Origin of the sequence: Porcincola intestinalis (genome assembly GCF_009696445.1) — a bacterium.
Lineage (GTDB): Bacteria > Bacillota > Clostridia > Lachnospirales > Lachnospiraceae > Porcincola > Porcincola intestinalis.
Genome location: NZ_VULZ01000002.1, coordinates 146,649 through 162,535 on the forward strand (window position 1 = coordinate 146,649; position 15,887 = coordinate 162,535).

Annotated in this window: 19 protein-coding genes and 2 pseudogenes; 2 read left to right on the top strand and 19 right to left on the bottom strand. The window is 51.8% G+C overall.

From position 1 onward, the window contains the following. Positions 1–160 precede the first annotated feature (160 nt). Positions 161–1,039 (top strand): MerR family transcriptional regulator, encoded by an 879-nt coding sequence (locus tag FYJ35_RS02830; RefSeq protein WP_154522829.1) that lies wholly within the window; start codon positions 161–163, stop codon positions 1,037–1,039. Between the two features lie 57 nt (positions 1,040–1,096). On the opposite strand, the gene FYJ35_RS02835 is transcribed toward FYJ35_RS02830, so the two are convergent. The 8 genes from FYJ35_RS02835 to FYJ35_RS02870 form a co-directional block, all read right to left on the bottom strand. Next, the gene (locus FYJ35_RS02835) at positions 1,097–2,239 is read right to left on the bottom strand and encodes an NAD(P)/FAD-dependent oxidoreductase (RefSeq protein ID WP_154522832.1); all 1,143 of its coding nucleotides are present in this window, start codon (positions 2,237–2,239) and stop codon (positions 1,097–1,099) included. Beyond that, positions 2,236–2,589 (bottom strand): (2Fe-2S)-binding protein, encoded by a 354-nt coding sequence (locus FYJ35_RS02840; RefSeq protein ID WP_154522835.1) that lies wholly within the window; start codon positions 2,587–2,589, stop codon positions 2,236–2,238. The genes FYJ35_RS02835 and FYJ35_RS02840 overlap by 4 nt, the downstream gene beginning before the upstream one ends. 14 nt (positions 2,590–2,603) lie before the next feature. Next, on the bottom strand, positions 2,604–4,193 hold the full coding sequence (locus FYJ35_RS02845; protein WP_154522838.1) for an FAD-dependent oxidoreductase: 1,590 nt from the start codon (positions 4,191–4,193) through the stop codon (positions 2,604–2,606). After that, on the bottom strand, positions 4,190–4,606 hold the full coding sequence (locus tag FYJ35_RS02850) for a (2Fe-2S)-binding protein (RefSeq protein ID WP_154522841.1): 417 nt from the start codon (positions 4,604–4,606) through the stop codon (positions 4,190–4,192). Before FYJ35_RS02850 ends, FYJ35_RS02845 begins: the two co-directional genes overlap by 4 nt. Positions 4,607–4,617: 11 nt before the next feature. Next, the gene (locus tag FYJ35_RS02855) at positions 4,618–6,021 is read right to left on the bottom strand and encodes an APC family permease (RefSeq protein WP_154522844.1); all 1,404 of its coding nucleotides are present in this window, start codon (positions 6,019–6,021) and stop codon (positions 4,618–4,620) included. A gap of 29 nt (positions 6,022–6,050) precedes the next feature. Further along, complete coding sequence (locus tag FYJ35_RS02860; protein WP_154522847.1) at positions 6,051–6,398, bottom strand: P-II family nitrogen regulator; 348 nt, start codon at positions 6,396–6,398, stop codon at positions 6,051–6,053. 28 nt (positions 6,399–6,426) lie between these two features. Beyond that, positions 6,427–7,572 carry a tyramine oxidase subunit B gene (locus FYJ35_RS02865; RefSeq protein ID WP_154522850.1) on the bottom strand — a complete coding sequence of 382 codons (1,146 nt, stop codon included), beginning with the start codon at positions 7,570–7,572 and terminating at the stop codon, positions 6,427–6,429. A gap of 213 nt (positions 7,573–7,785) precedes the next feature. Further along, entirely contained in the window at positions 7,786–8,904 is a 1,119-nt protein-coding gene (locus FYJ35_RS02870) for a 5-methyltetrahydropteroyltriglutamate--homocysteine S-methyltransferase (RefSeq protein ID WP_154522853.1), read from the bottom strand. 286 nt (positions 8,905–9,190) lie between these two features. On the opposite strand from FYJ35_RS02870, the pseudogene FYJ35_RS15460 reads away from it, so the two are divergent. Continuing rightward, a pseudogene (locus FYJ35_RS15460) lies at positions 9,191–10,097 on the top strand (LysR family transcriptional regulator). 9 nt (positions 10,098–10,106) lie between these two features. Here the strand turns inward: FYJ35_RS15460 and FYJ35_RS02880 are convergent. The 11 genes and pseudogenes from FYJ35_RS02880 to FYJ35_RS02930 form a co-directional block, all read right to left on the bottom strand. Next, positions 10,107–10,277 carry a (2Fe-2S)-binding protein gene (locus FYJ35_RS02880; RefSeq protein ID WP_320808553.1) on the bottom strand — a complete coding sequence of 57 codons (171 nt, stop codon included), beginning with the start codon at positions 10,275–10,277 and terminating at the stop codon, positions 10,107–10,109. A 14-nt stretch (positions 10,278–10,291) separates the two neighbouring features. Beyond that, positions 10,292–10,459: pseudogene (locus FYJ35_RS02885) on the bottom strand (ferritin); the annotation flags it as partial. Positions 10,460–10,630: 171 nt separating this feature from the next. Beyond that, complete coding sequence (locus FYJ35_RS02890; protein ID WP_154522859.1) at positions 10,631–11,863, bottom strand: tyrosine-type recombinase/integrase; 1,233 nt, start codon at positions 11,861–11,863, stop codon at positions 10,631–10,633. Positions 11,864–11,903: 40 nt separating this feature from the next. Next, the gene (locus tag FYJ35_RS02895; RefSeq protein WP_154522862.1) at positions 11,904–12,074 is read right to left on the bottom strand and encodes a CopG family transcriptional regulator; all 171 of its coding nucleotides are present in this window, start codon (positions 12,072–12,074) and stop codon (positions 11,904–11,906) included. 167 nt (positions 12,075–12,241) lie between these two features. After that, positions 12,242–12,583, bottom strand: a complete 342-nt coding sequence (locus FYJ35_RS02900) for a HepT-like ribonuclease domain-containing protein (protein WP_154522865.1) — start codon at positions 12,581–12,583, stop codon at positions 12,242–12,244. Then, a complete protein-coding gene (gene mntA / locus FYJ35_RS02905) occupies positions 12,576–13,049 on the bottom strand; it encodes a type VII toxin-antitoxin system MntA family adenylyltransferase antitoxin (RefSeq protein WP_154522868.1) in 474 nt (157 codons plus the stop codon). The genes FYJ35_RS02900 and mntA overlap by 8 nt, the downstream gene beginning before the upstream one ends. Before the next feature lie 127 nt (positions 13,050–13,176). Further along, positions 13,177–13,386 (bottom strand): DUF6462 family protein, encoded by a 210-nt coding sequence (locus FYJ35_RS02910; protein ID WP_154522870.1) that lies wholly within the window; start codon positions 13,384–13,386, stop codon positions 13,177–13,179. A gap of 89 nt (positions 13,387–13,475) precedes the next feature. Next, positions 13,476–13,784 (bottom strand): helix-turn-helix domain-containing protein, encoded by a 309-nt coding sequence (locus tag FYJ35_RS02915; RefSeq protein ID WP_154522873.1) that lies wholly within the window; start codon positions 13,782–13,784, stop codon positions 13,476–13,478. 123 nt (positions 13,785–13,907) lie between these two features. Continuing rightward, the gene (locus FYJ35_RS02920; RefSeq protein WP_205839677.1) at positions 13,908–14,900 is read right to left on the bottom strand and encodes an ArdC family protein; all 993 of its coding nucleotides are present in this window, start codon (positions 14,898–14,900) and stop codon (positions 13,908–13,910) included. Positions 14,901–14,980: 80 nt separating this feature from the next. Further along, a complete protein-coding gene (locus FYJ35_RS02925; protein WP_154522879.1) occupies positions 14,981–15,283 on the bottom strand; it encodes a YciI family protein in 303 nt (100 codons plus the stop codon). A 24-nt stretch (positions 15,284–15,307) separates the two neighbouring features. Beyond that, a complete protein-coding gene (locus FYJ35_RS02930) occupies positions 15,308–15,877 on the bottom strand; it encodes a flavodoxin family protein (protein ID WP_154522882.1) in 570 nt (189 codons plus the stop codon). Positions 15,878–15,887: the final 10 nt, after the last annotated feature.

Genomic DNA, 15,887 nt, shown 5'->3' on the forward strand with positions numbered 1-15,887 from the left:
TCTCTCCACCGAAAAGCTCCCTTTCTGATGCGTCCGTCTGGTAGTATCTGAAGCTGCAATCCATTATAATAAGTTTCATCTGTTTCTTCGATTATAACCTTGATCCCGTTCTCTAACAAATTTGTTGAGATCATTCAGAAAGGGAGGCTTCCGTTTTCAGATGCCGGCAAAAAAAGTACGCTTTAAGATTGGAGATCTGTCCAGGCTCTTCCATATCGGTCAGGATTCCATCCGGTACTATGAGAAGGTCGGGCTCCTTCATCCCGTCCGGGATCCCTCCAGCAATTACCGCACCTATACGATTGACGATGTCCGGACGATGAATACGGTGCGGGAGCTGCTGGACCTTGGCTTTTCGACAGACGAAATTCTGACCTTCGAGAGGGACCGGAACATCCGCCATGTCACAGAGATGCTGGAGACAGAACGCACCCGGATCCAGGAACAGATCCGGGTGCTTGAGAAAAAGAGAGCGAATATCGAGGGCCGGCTGCGCTCCATCCGTGAGAACCTGGAGCGGGACTGCAGCGGCTCTGTCACACAGCTCGAGCTTCCTGCGCGGCATGTGCTTATGCTCCGCGATTCCTACATGCCGGATGAGGAGATCAACCTGGAGCTTGCCCGCTACACAGACGCGGTCTGGAAGGACATGAAAAAAAGGGATCCGTCCCTTGTCTCCAGAACAGACACCATCTCCACGATCGGAGCCTGTGACTGCTACATGCTCGATATCCATGCACACAACGACGACGGGACCGACTACAGAACCAAAAAGGTATTCTTCTACTCGCCCTATCTGAAATTTCACTGTAACTATACGCTGCCAGCCGGCACCTATCTGTCCGTCTGCTACCGGGGCGGTTTTCAGAAGACAAAGCAGCTGGTTCCAAAGCTTTTTGCCTACGCCTCCCGGCATCACATGGCGGTCATGGGGGATCCGATGGAGTTCTGTCACATCGACCGGTATGAAACGAACGTCGAGAGCGAGTACCTGACGGAGCTGCAGCTGCCGGTCGAAGTCAGGAAGCGCAGCCGCTGATTCTGCCGCATCGGGTCAGCCAGCTCACATGCAGCGTCCCTTTTATGCGTTCTCTGCTTACCCGATCATCTCCTGGAACCGCTCATAGCGGAGCGGCGACAGGTCGATGAGTGTCTGCTCGTCCAGGATGGTCTGCGCCATCATATATCCGACAGCCGGTGCCGTTCCAAAGCCATGTCCGTTGAAGCCGCAGGCCAGGACAAGGCCGGGTGTCTCCTCCGGGCGCCCCAGGACGCAGACACCGTCGCTCGTGCAGTCGCACCAGCCCGTCCAGCTCCGGACGATCTTCGCATTCTTCAGAAGCGGCACATAGCCCTCGATTGCCCGGCAGCTTGCCCCGAGTGTCGCCGCATGCGCAAAGTTCACCGTGTCGGTATCCTCATCCATCAGCATTTCCGGGCCGGCGACGGCTCCGAACACGAAGGAGCCATGCCGGGTCTGATGGCCGTAGAAATCCGCGTCCGCGCAGCCCAGCATCTGGGGAAACATCTTTGGTTCCATCTCCGTGACCAGGCAGCAGTCAATTTCGTCATACATCGGGACCTCAAGTCCGACCGTGTTCATGATCTTGCGGCTGGCATATCCAGCCGCAAGCAGGATCGTATCTGCCTCGAGTACCGCTCCGTCCTCCATCCGCACCTTCCGTACCTGCCCGCGGACCTTCTCCAGCGCCATGACACGCGCGTCGGTGTAGAACCGCACGCCCTTCTCAAGCGCTCTGATGTAGTAGCCGAGTGTTGTGGTCAATGGATTCGCATGACCATCCGTCGGGCAGAAGCTCGCGCCGATGACCTGGTCCGAGAGATACGGGTTGATCGCATGCACCTCTTTCCGATCGATCATGCGTACGTCCAGCCCCATATTCCGGCAATTTGTCGTCAGCGTATCCAGCTTTCTCAGATGTGCCTCCGTCTTCCCCATCCGGATGTTGCCCTGCCTTGTGTACTCTGTATCCACCCCGAGTTCATCCGACAGGGAAGGCCAGAACTTCTGCACGGCGCACATGGCAATCGGAAGCTCCCGCACATCACGGCCCGACTGGCGGACACCACCTCCATTTCTGCTGGAGCCGCCATGGCCGATCGACCGGCTCGCCTCCAGCACGATAATGTCCTTCACACCTGCCTTCGCAAGGTAGTAAGCGCTTGCGCAGCCGACAATTCCGCCGCCTATGATGATGACATCCGCCGTCTTCTTCATTCTGCGTCCCCTCCTGCTGCCGGTTTCTCAACGCCCAGGTCTCTCCCGCCGGTTTCCATCGCAACCGGCCGCATCGGTGCGCGCGAGGTCGCGACATCCATCTCGCTCTGCGGAACCCTCAGCTCCCTGGCAACCAGTCGTCTGGTCAGCGTTCCACAGGTCTGTCCCTGGCACAGCCCCATGCCGCAGCGGAGAAACCGCCTCATCTCCTCAATCGTCGTGATGCCCTCGTGAACCGCCCTTCTGATTTCGCCCTTCGTCACTTCCTCACACCGGCAGACGAGAAGGTCGTCGTCACTCTCCGGTACGTATGGACCGATCTCCTTCAGCTTTTCCTGAATATCAAACATGACGTCTCCTCCTCTCACTGCGCCTCATCTGCCTTGCGGTAGAATCTGGCGCGGTCTGTATACCCGATCGGGACCTCGATGGTCACGAGCGCCGTCCCGTCATAGGTCTTCGATGTCCGAACCTTCCGGACCGTCGCATCACAGATCCTCTGTCCGCTCCTGGAAAGCCCGTATCCTTTCTCGCCCACTTTTGGAAGCGGCAGAAACTCATACGGGATTGTCACCTCTCCCGTCCCCTTCTCCGGATTCTCCGAGACGAGGAAGATCGCCTGCCCCGAGCAGCTGGCAACACACATCCCGCAGTCGATACAGGTCGAATCCTTCACCGAGATCGGCAGCGACGTGATATTGTCCCCGATGGAAATGCAGCCCTTCCGACATGCAGTCTGGCAGGGATTGCATGGGATATTCTGTGTACACTCGAGGACCGGGTGCACCTTGATCTCCGCCCTGTATCCGGGAAACCGCTTGATCTCATCGTCGCCGATGTAGCCCTTCTCCAGCAGCATTTCCGACAGCTCGATGCCCTCGTCCGTCTTTTCCAGCTTCTTTCCACGGTTCTTTGGCGCGAACATCCCCTGCCTGAGCGCTCCCAGCGACTCCTCCAGCTCCTTCTCGCGGAGCGCCTTCTCATCCGTCGATGCATAGCCGAGATACGCCGCGACTGCCTCACCGCTCATACGGCCCTCGATCATCGCCGAGGAAGCCTCCTCGATTCCGGCGACATCACCCGCGGCAAAAATCCCCGGGATGGATGTCGCGCCGGTCTCATCGCAGGCCGGAATGTATCCGCCGCGCGTGTCCGCCATCTCCACGCCGTCCATCTTGAGCAGCTGCGTCATCGGAGAGAGACCAACTGCCACGCAGATGGTGTCGACATCGAAATGCTTCTCCGTTCCCGGGATGAACTGGTATTTTGCGTCAATCTGCGCGATTGTCACGCCCCTGACACAGTCCGTCCCCTCTGCCTCCTTGATCGTGTGGGAGAGATAAAACGGTACGCCGCATCTGGCAACCTTGCTGGCATGGACGCCGTACCCGCCGATCCTCGGCGCGGCATCCACCAGCGCCACAACCTCACAGCCTGCCTGCATCAGCTGATAGGAGACCACCAGGCCGACATTGCCGGACCCCAGCATCAGAATCCGGTTGCCCGGCTTGACATGGTAAAGGTTCATCATCGTCTGTGCGGCGCCGGCGCCAATGACACCCGGAAGCGTCCAGCCGCGGAAGTTCACCATGTTCTCGGATGCCCCTGTTGCGATCAGGATCGCGTCCGCCTTGTAGTGATGAACCTCTGTTCCGATCTGGACCTGAATCTCCTTTTCCCGGTACAGACCGATGACGGTCGCATTGAGCACAACCTCGACGCCTTTTTCCTCCGCTTCCCTCAGAAGCTCCTCGCCGATCCTGAAACCGCGGATCTTCGCCATGTGCTCCTTGGAGCCGAAGAACTTATGAATCTGCTTGAAAAGCTGTCCGCCCGGACGGGCATTTTCGTCAAAGACCGTCACCGAAACGCCTGATCTGGCAGCCTCGATCGCAGCCGAAAGACCGGCAGGCCCCGCCCCGACAACGATGAACTCTTTTCTCTCGATCTTCATGAGTGCTTCTCCTCCCTGGCATCTTTTCCGGCATCCTCTGAAATCGGATGCGAGCCCCTTTCATCCCTTACGAATCGCATCGCGTCTTCAGCATTTTCTGGAAAGGGCTCTGCGCCTGCCCCATACTGCGTCTCAACCTTCATGCCCGCTCTCAGCGGGGTGATGCAGGTTCTGACGTTTGGCTGACCATCCACTACCATGACACAGTCCGTGCATCGCCCAATGTCGCAGAAGATCCCTCTCGGCTCGTGGCGCTTTGCGGTGTAGCGGTGGATCATGATGCCGTTGACCTTCAGTGCCATCGCAATCGGTTCGCCCTCATATCCGGTCAGCACCCGGCCATCGTAGGTAAACGTCACACTCTTTCCCACAGGACTCTCTCCCAGTATCGGATGATTTTGAATACGATCCATGTTTTCCTCCTTCACCTGCAAAGGCCCTTGTTCCTCCGGACCTTGTAGAACATCGAATTTTCCATCGCCAGGACTTTGTTGATCGGAACCGGCTTCATCAGCGGCATCTTCATCCGGAGTTTGATCCAGAGGACGGACCAGACAGAAAGAGCGGCGAATGTAACGCCCGTCGCGAGGTAGATCATCATTCTGGTATGGAAATCGGTCGATATGTTGCAGATCATATAGACGATTCCGCTGATCCCGATCAGCGGGAGCACCGGCCCGCCCGGTACCTTGAAGTTGCGCGGCGCATGCGGAAGACGCTTTCTGAATACCAGAAGATCGATGTGAGCGACGATGTAAGAAAGCATCCAGAATACCGAGCCGACCTGGATGAGGAAACTGATGCGCTCTGAGGAATCCTGGCTGATATACCCGCAGACCAGGATCGCGATTGTCACAAACCAGACTCCCACATGCGGTACCTTATACCTGTTCGTTTTGCCGAAACACTGCGGCATCATATTCATTTTCGTCATGCCCTGTGCAATCGCCGACAGCGCCTGGACACTGGAATTCTGTGAGCTGATGACCGCCAGAGCCGCGACAAACGCCATCCAGATCTTTCCGGGCATCCCGAGAAGGTTGCTTCCGTATAGCATATGCGGAGCTGCCGAATTCATCAGATCAGGCCACTTCGTATAGCGGTGAAAACCGAGCACCATGATGGACTGAACCAGACAGATCAGCCCGAGCCCCAGGAACATGCCAAGCGGGACATTTCTCTTTGCATTCCGGACGTCCTTTGAGATCGGGATCGCATACTCGGCGCCGATGAACAGCCAGAAGGCCGTCGCCGTCATCGCGATGACGTTCTTCGGCGTGGCATTCATGACAGCCGGCTGCCGGACGGCCGCTCCCGTTCCCAGGCCAAATACCCCGATCAGGCCCATGATCAGCATCGATCCCAGCAGAAGATAGCAGACCAGGTTCTGAATCTTCGCGAACATGTCCACGCCTCTCAGATTCGCGATCAGGATAACCACGCTGATCAGGAGCGTCCAGAAATAGTTCGGAAGCGGAAGGGGGATCACCTCGCCCATCGCATAGGCGAAAATCGACGCCTCCACACCGCTTGAGAGGATGTTCGATGCGAAATAACCGCCGACCATCAGCACCATGGTCGGAAGGGGGCCGATGCCGGCCAGCGTATACTGCGCCAGACCACCTGTCGTATTCGGCATCAGTGCGTTGAGCTCCGCCATCGTCGCCATCGTGATCATATTGAAGACACAGGCAATGATCATCGCGACGATGAACAGCTCCCCGATGCGTCCGGCGCCCTGTCCGAGGGAGACCAGACTGCTGGTCGCGATGACGAGTCCGACGGAAACAGCCACCACGTCTCTCAGACCTAATTTCTTCTCATCCATAAGCGTTCTTCCTCTGCAAGTCTGAAAACTCAGAGCGCCTGTTCGCCCTCGTCGCCGGTACGGACACGGATGACATTCGTCACGTCATAGACGAAGATCTTGCCGTCTCCGATATGGCCCGTGTAGAGCGCCTTCTCGATGATGTCCGTGAGGCTTCTGACCCGCTCGGATGGGACCACAATGGAGACCTGGATCTTCGGAAGCAGCTCCATTTCATAATTCTCATCAACCTCGTATTCCTTGGTCCCCTTCTCGACGCCGCAGCCAAGCACCTGGGTGAATGTCATGCCGCCGACATGGTTCTCACTGAGCGTCTTCTTCAGTACCGAAAACTTGGACATATCACAGATGATTTCGATTCTTGATAATGCAGCCATATCCGATCTCCTCCCGACAGTCTTTTTGTCATGCCATCTCCGGCTTCTCCCAGAGGTTCAGCTTTACACCGATTCCAAGCTCTTTCGCCCTTCTGTACACGCTGCAGCCCCAGGCAACATCCTCGACGGGCATTCCGCCGACCGAGTAGATGATGATCTGGTCATCCGATGTCCGGCCGGGTGCTTTCTTCTCGATGATATCGGTCATATCCGTGATGTCCCCGCTGCTGATCTTCCCCTCATGGATCAGGTCCGTGAATCTGCAGCCGATGATGCCCATCTTCGGATAGGTCGGATACGGATATTCCATCTCCCAGGCGTCGTAGAGCTTGCGGTTGTCGACCACGAGCTTGCTCTTCAGAAGCAGATCATCATCGAACCTTGCCGCGCTCGGCATCGCGATGAAGGCGCCCGGCTTCACCCATTCGGTCTTCACATACGGGTAGGTCCTGACGATCTCCGGGTCATCTCCGCAGAATGCTGTTGTTGTGAAGGAAATGACATCCGCCCCGCGGACTGCGTCCTCGATGGTGTCCGCAACCGTGATTTCATCAATCTGCGGATATTCCTTCTTTAAGAATTCGATGAAGGAATCGATCGAGCGTCTGCCCCTTCCTTTGATGTGAACTCTGTGGAGGTTCGGGCAGGTTGCCGCAAATGCTGCAAAGCTCGTCTTTCCCATCACGCCGGGTCCGATGATCGCCGCTGTCTCGGAATCCTTCTGTGCCATGTACTTCGCTCCGACGCCCGGGATCCCTCCGGTCCGATAAGCTGAGAGAAGATTCGCAGACATCAGCGCCAGCGGCGCCCCTGTATCCTTGTCGTTCAGCATCATCGTCAGAATCGAACGCGGAAGACCGATCTTCTTGTTTTCAATGTTGGAGCCATACCACTTGACGCCAGCCATCTGGTACTTGCCGCCAAGGTACGCCGGCATCGCCATGAACCGTCTGTCCGGTGCGTTCTTCGGCATGCCCGGGAACTTCGGATCATCCGGAAACATCACCATGCATCCGTGGGAATTGTGATTCTCGCCGCCCATCATGTAATCTCCTGCCTTCAGAAGCAGAAGCATATCTTCCATCGACTCAATACAGGCCTTCATGTCCTTCACGCCCGCCCGGATCATATCCGGCTCACTGAGATAGATGAAATCAATTCTCGAATCCGCCATACATACCTCCTCATCTCTCGATACATTCCAGAATCTCCTGCTCCGCACTCGATGATGAGCGGCCGCCTTCACAAAAAAGACGCCTCCTCATGTGAGAAGACGTCTTTGTCATCCGGAAACTGTGTACTTGAACTGCTTTTTGCTTGTTGGGAGGATCGTAAACCCTGGTATTATACAAGAGTCAAGCAGGAACTTGACCATGATGCCGGCCGCTTATCCCCACACTTCCTCCGCGACTTCCTTCACCAGCCGGAGCTTCGCCCACTGTTCTTCCTGCGTCAGCTTATTTCCGATCTCGCAGGAGGCGAAGCCGCACTGCGGGCTCAGGCAGAGCCTTTCAAGCGGAATATATCTGGCTGCCTGGTGAATCCTGTCGATGAGCATCTGCCTGCTCTCGAGCTTCGGGGATTTTGTCGTGACCAGGCCAAGAACCACTTTCTTGTCTCCGCTCACCTTTGCCAGCGGTGAAAAACCACCGGAGCGCTCATCGTCAAACTCAAGGTAGTAGGCATTGACGTTCTCCTCCCCGAACAGAATATCCGCCACGCCGTCATACGGCCCGCTGCTTGCAAAGGTCGAATGGAAGTTTCCTCTGCAGACATGGGTATTGACAATCATATCCGAGGGTGCCTCCGCAATCACCCTGTTGTTGATGTCCCTGTGCTTCTTCTGGATGGCAGCTGCTCCTTCTCTTGTTGTCCCGTATAGAGACGGTCCGATTTTGTCCGCCAGCATTCCCCAGGTGCAGTCGTCCAGCTGCAGATTCCGGCAGCCGGCAGCATAGAGATCGTGAATCACCTTGCCATAAACCCGGACGATATCATCCTCAAGCTCCTCATCAGTACTGTAGAATTCCCGCGTGGCAGCCCGGTTGAAAGGCATCGCAAACTGCGCGAGAAACTGCGCCGGCGCCGGGATCGTCTGCTTTGCAACCGTCTTCTCATCCTCAAACTGCTTGACAAACCGGAAATGCTCCACAAACGGATGCTCTCCGGTCAGTCCGAGTTTCCCATTGATATAGGTGTCATCGATCATCGCCGCTTCGCCGTGAAATGGAAGTCCGGTCTTTGTCGGTTCATGTCCGATTCCGTCGAATGCCCACATAAAATCAAGATGCCAGGTCGCCCTTCTGAATTCCCCATCCGTAAGAACAGGGTAGCCGAGCTCCTTCAGCTTCCCGATCAGCTCCGTGATGGCCTCATCCTCAACCTTCTTCAAGTCGTCGTGGCTGATCCTCCCTGTGTCAAATGCCCTTCTGGCTTCCTTGAGCTTCTGTGGCCTGAGAAAGCTTCCTACATAATCATATCGAAATGGTGTCTGAAGTGTCTTCATCTGTCCCGGTCCTCCTGTTGTTTTCCTGACGATCCCCTGTCAGTTCCTTTTCGCTTTCTTCCTGTTTCCAATGAAAAGGAACACCTGGCATGCACGCGGCTGTATTCCCGCTGTCTGGATCCTGTCCCTGATTATATGGAAGACATCTTTTCTGGTAAAATACCTGTTTCATTTGAAATACCATAGATATAATCTATGGATCATGTTACACTTTGTTTGAAATCTATCGATTAAAAAGAGACTGTCTGAGACGCCGGATAAAGAGCATTAGAAGCGGGTGGGATATATGACACTGAAACAGCTGGAATACCTGATCGTTGTGGCGGAGACCGGAAGTATCACAGAGGCCGCAAGAAAACTCTATATCGCTCAGCCGAGCCTTACCGCGGCCATCCACGAGCTTGAGAAAGAATATGATATCCCGATCTTTACAAGGTCAAGAAAAGGGATGGAACTGACGCCGGAGGGGGACGAGTTTCTTGGATATGCCAGACAGATCCTGGAACAGACCAGCCTGGTCGAGGAACGATATAAAAAGAAGAATGCCGTGAAGCAGCGCTTCTGCGTTTCTTCACAGCATTACTCATTCGCCGTAGAGGCATTTGTCCGGCTGCTGAAGAAGTACGCCGGAACAAAGTATGAATTTTATGAGGGAAACACAGACATACGACATCATCGATGACGTCGCGCACCTCAGAAGCGAGCTCGGAATATTATATCTGAACAGCTTCAACGAGACCGTCCTTCGAAAAACACCGCGGGACCAGGGGCTCTCCTTCACCCGGCTTTTCATCGCCCGGCCGCATGTCTTTATCGGAAAAGACAATCCACTCGCTGCCCGGGGCACGGTGACTCCTGAGGATCTGAAGCCTTATCCGCGCCTCAGCTTCGAGCAGGGCAGCCACAACTCCTTCTATTTCTCCGAGGAAATACTGAGCACCATGGACTGTGACCGTGAGCTTTATGTCTGTGACCGTGCCACCCTGTTCAACATGCTGGTCGGGATCAACGGATATACCATCAGCAGCGGGATCATCAGTGAGGAGCTGAACGGGCCGCACATCATCTCCCGTCCGCTCCTGGTCGATGACTTCATGGAAATCGGCTATATTCTGCCGGTCTCGATCCGTCCCTCGCAGCTGACACAGCGGTACATTCAGGTTCTGGAAACACTTTGCGAAGCTTACCAGTGAGCGTATGTCTCAGGGATCTGCATCGCGGTGCCTGTCCATGTACTTCTTGATCTTCTTTTTACACTTGCCGCATTTGCCGCCTGCACCGGTTGCCTTCCGGACATCCTTGAAACAGTCCGCCCCTGCCTTCATGGCATCCCGGACTTCCCCCTTCGTCACGTGGCGGCAAGCGCATATCACATCTTCCCTGCTCATCAGAGAACCAGAGACGGAGCCGTGTAGACTCTTCCGAGCAGCTCCTGGTTCAGCGCGTACAGCCCCTTCGGATCATGGCCAAACAGCTTGTACTTTTTGATCAGGTCATCGGCATTCTTTTCTTCCTCGCCCTGCTCTTTTACAAACCAGTCAAAGCACTGCATAGTGGGGATTACAACGAATGATATTTCTTTACTCTTTATAACCCTTCATTACAATTCAAACTCAGATATCAGTTGAATTCTAAAAGCATCATAATAAGTTGCTATTACAAGAGCATTGTTGTCAAATTGCTGTCATTATCGCTTTTTGCTGTCAAGCATAAGAGATAAATCCCTTCAAAATATATCCAGCTTTGACAAATTCTCGAATGTTTCTTTCTTCTTACGGTCCGTCGCCTCAGCGTACACATCCATTGTTGTTTCAATGTTCCTGTGTCCCATGATCGACTGGATCACTTTCAGGTTCGTTTCATTTTCACAGAGTCTCGTGCAAAAAGTATGCCTGAGATGGTGGCAGGAGAAATCCGGAAGAAGGATGGGCTCACGCTTATCCTTTTCTGCTTTCAGTGCCTCCTCCTTATTATAACTGTGCGCAATTCTCTTGATCGCATTGTTGACTGACTGCGGATTCGGAACCATACCAAACCTGTTGCAGAACACAAAGTCTGTCATTCCGTCGATCTCAGAAATATTACCGCCGTTTTCTTTCTGCGCCTCCTTCTCCATCATGAAAGCATCGTATACCATGTCAAGCATAGGAATTGACCTGATACCAGCTTCCGTCTTAGGTTTTGAAATACGCATCACAGTTTTTCGATCTTTGCCGACAGGATAATATACCACACTATGATTGACACTGATGATACGAAGATTAAAATCGAGATCTTCCCACCTTAAACCAAGTGCTTCTCCAATGCGGCATCCTGTACCCAAAAGAACGGTGAACAGCGGCCACCAGTGAAAATACACCGGATGATTCGCGATGAAATCCATAAATGCACGCTGCTGCTCTACACTAAGGGCATGACGTACTCCTTTGTTTTTCCCTTCATCCTTCTTCAGCTCCTTCATGACTCCATCACTGGGATTCTTCCTGATGATATCATCCCTCACAGCCATGTCAAATGTCGGATGAAGCAGGCCATGAACCGAATCCAGCGTACTGACTGCCAATCCTTCTGTTTGAATTAAATGCAGATAAAACTGCAGCACATCTGAATACTTTATATCAGCCAGCTTTTTCCTGCCGAAGGTATCACGGACAAAGTGATCATAAATGTAGGTATAGTTACTTTTCGTGGTTTCTCTAAGATTGTACTTTGTAGAAATATACCGGTCAAAGGCATCATTTACAGTAGATTTCCCTGCTGCATAGAGGTTCAATCCATCCAATTGATCTTTGAACAGCTTTCTCTCTTTCTCACGTAATTCCGCCAGCGTGTTGGCATATATGAATTTTCTTCGACACAGTGGATCTGTATACGTAAACATATAGCGGCCATCTGACGCCCTCTGTACTTCTCCTTTCCGAAGCGCTCTTCCTCTTGAATCCTTGCGTGCTTTCCCCATTGAATTCTCCTCTCGTTAATCACAAGAAGGGATTCAACACCTATTTCTGACTGGATAATTCCTTTTCCAATCCGCGAAGGATTACTTCCGTCATTGTTTGATCTGTACTTGAGATATATGCAAGCAGCTTCTGATAGATTTCATCAGAAAGACGGACAGAGACAACTTTCTCTTTTTTATTTTCCTTTCTCGGACGTCCAATCTTAGCCATAGCATACCTCTCTTCTTTACCATTATAAATTTCGTCATACGGAAAGTCAATCCTTAAAATAAACGTGCTCTCCCTCCGTTTCTGTTATGTCGATATACAGAAAAAACCTCCCACACATCACTATGGGGAGGTCAAATACTCATTTATCCGCAACTATCGGATATTATTCAATTCATTTCTTCGCATAATTGATTGTATAACTCGGGAATGCTGTTTTTCAGAGTATCATAGATAATACTGAGATCTACACTTCCATAATCATGAACAATGCGGTTCCTGAGCCCAAACATTGCAATCCAGGGTATACCCGGATGCTCTGACAGCCTGAATTCATCGCTTAACTTCCTGGCATTCTCTGAAATCTGGATAAGGCGGAACATCATGGAATCCAAAAGCAGTTCATTATGCGCAAGTTCCTCCTGATCTACATCATTCATATGCTTTATTATAAAAGCGAGATCATCTTGAATTTTTCCGACAAAATACTGATCATTTTTTATGTTATCCATAAATCTTTATGCCCTCTTTCAAGACTTCCCTGAGAAGATTCTCATTATTACTTAACTGTTTCAAATCCAGAAGATCTACTTTCTTGTGAAGGGACTCTCGCAGACGTTCTGTCATTTCAAAGAATGCAAGACCGCTTGTCTCAGCTGAAACCAGAAGATCCACATCACTGTCTTCAGTAGCTTTTCCCTTTGCATAGGAACCGAAAAGATAACAAAACTCGACATGATACAGAGCAAAGACATCTGCACAAATCTGCTTAATCTCTTCGATTGAGAGTACCCCGTGGGTTTCATCCAATAAGCAGATCCTGTCCAATTCCTGAAGAAGGAACCTGTATTTCGGTGTGCCTTCTTTGCTCTCGTCATTCTCATACATGATATAGGAACGCAGGGATATGCCGATCTGTTCAGCAACCTCCTTTTGAGTCATCTTTCTTTGAAGTCTACGAGATTTTAACTCTGTCATATTCTGCACCCCCTCTGGCATTCCTATTATGCAATAATTGCACATTTAAGTCAATCTAAATGTGCAATTATTGCACTTATTGAAATGTCTCTGATGTGCAACAAGGTCTGTTCCCGACAGAGGTCTATCAGTATTCGCGGAATGTCTCCAGGAACTTATCGAATATCTCGCAGTTTACAAGTGCGATCTTATCCACCTTGTATACAGCGCCGGCTTCTTTTGCGAGTGCCTGGAATTTCGTCAGTCCGATACTGTAACGCTCTGCCCCTTCTTTATACCGGACAAATTTCTTGGCTGCATTTTTCGTTTTTTCCACGTCGCTTCTTTTGTAACCCATATGCTCCTCCTAATCATCGATCGAAAAGAGCTCCGTTTCCATACGGGGCCCTCATCGTGCATGTTTGTTTTTCTTATATGTCCTTTTATCTATGCTGCTATCCCTTCACGAACCATCTTGCCATAATACAACAGGTGCTTTGACCTTCTCTTCAAAGGCCTTGTTTTCTCATAATCTTCGGTTCCGATTATCAGCCGGTCCATCGGCACTCTCAGCATTCTGCTTAAAGCATAAAGATTATCCAAAGACGGGAGACTCTGGCCATCAAGCCAGTGGTATACCGACTGAACGCATCCCAGCATCAGCCTCTCCTTCACATCCTGGACAGTAAAACCGCGCAGCTTCAGTAATCTATGTATCTGCCTGCCGGTTGCCTTTTGATCAATTGCAGGTACCATGCTTCACCTCACTTCCCCATACTCCATAACCATTCAGAATATAGAATCACAATCATTATAATCTCCGGATCCGAGACTGTCATTGAATCACAAATGTAATCCTGAAGAATACTCCTGGGGACATCACAAGCTTTTCTCCTCCATTGGAATGGACAGATCGCATGGGGCAGCCTTGCTCATGTCTGGAACTTCATCCACTTCCATTTTCAGCTCATACTTTTTTGTGTAGTTTCCGACCAGCCGTTTTGCGATCTGTTCCGCATCAGCGCAGGCCCTGAAGAACTCGTTATAATCATTCTGCAGGGCACCGATCCAACTGCGAAGATAGTCGGAATGATCTTCATAATGCTCACCTTTCAGTGAGATCCCAAGATCCGCCTCCGTGAAAAGAGCTCCGATTTCAGCCCGGAGCTCTTCTTTCGCGTATTCTTCTGATCCGAACATGCCTCCCAAAGGTCTGTTCAGTCTGGCTGGATGGCCTGTGCTGTGTCCCATCTCATGAATGGCCGTCTTGACAAAGCTTTCCTCATCCTTAAACATGCTCCTGAGCGGAAGCACGATCCGATCCTGGGATGGAGAATAGTATGCCCGATCCTGCGCAGCTTCAATCACGGGACATTCACTGGTTGAAATGATCTGATCAATCATATCCCCAAGCTGTGTCCTGTCCTCATCCAAGGCAGATGGGGCATATTCAGGAAAGCCCTCGACCTGTTCGCCATTGAATACCCTGAAGTACATGACCTGCGGCCGGTCAAGCTGCACTACTTCCCTGACTGTATTTCCATGCTCATCCTTCGTCTTCTTCTCTTTCTCAAAGATCCATTTCTCACAGATCGTTCCATGTTCCCCGGCTTTGATGTGGTAGCCTTTTTCAAACAGCTGCTTAGCCGTAGCCCATCTGGGATCCCGGTATCCCCGTTCCGTTACGACCGCAATCAACTTCATACGGTTTCCTCCGCGATACCACACCTTCGATAATGGGTTCTGCGGCCTGAGTGCTGCTCTGTCCCACTCGGAAGCATTATGAAAGAAGTCTCCCTGTTTCATCATGCCAATGATCTTATCCACCAAAGCTTTTCTCTCCTGCATTACGATTTCAAATGCTCCCGCCATTCCTACCCCCTTTTCAGGTCTAAAAAAAGTCATCTGCAAATGCAAATGACTTCTTCAGGCTCATTATTACCCTGTTTTTCTTACTTCTTTATGGTTCCCATAACCACAACATTACAGGTTTCTATTCTTATATCCTGCCAGACATTTTCTGTTACATATGGCTCAGACTCCATGTATTCATCCAGTTTTGCCCTTGTACCAAAATCCATGACCAGGAATGACCCTTTAAGCAGGCCCTCCGGATCTGTAATCCCGCCGGCACAGATTACATGCCCTGCTTCCTTCACTTTTGCAATATTCTCCAGATGCTTCGGGCGGACATTCATTCTCCGTGACAATGCATCCGGATCTGATCCGTCATAAGCGGTAATGATAAACTGCATAATATTACCTCCCGGAAACCAGTCTTAATAGTACATGTCAAAGCCATTCTCAAGGCGATCTGCATAGGTTTTACCTGCTGCATACAGCGCAGGAAGGATGTATTCTCTGTTATACCGCCCTACGGAGATCCGGTCATAAGTACGCATCCCCATGTGGACCAGCCCGCGTTCAAATTGCTGCAGGCATTCCAGAGTCCCTCTCCCGGTCCCACCGGCACAGGCGACCAGTACACAGCGTTTCTCAGCAAGGAACTGGTTATGTGCCGCATCACACCTGCGAAGCCTGTCGAAGAACGCCTTGAAGCATTCTGTCATGTCTGACCAGTAAACTGCGCTGATCCACACAATGCCGTCTGCCTCCGATATTGTGCGGTAAATCTCCGCAAAGTCATCCTTGATCACACAGGCTCCGGTCTTGTTGCAGGTTCCCCATCCATTTCCGCATGCCCTGCAGTGCTCCAGTTTTTTAATGTTCAGATGGATCTCCTCAACCTCTGTCCCGGCGTCCGTAAGTCCGCGCATGATCTCATCTTTTGCTGATGCTGTCAGCCCGTCCGTGTTAGGGCTTGACCATAATATTGCAACCTTCTTCATGTTCATCCTA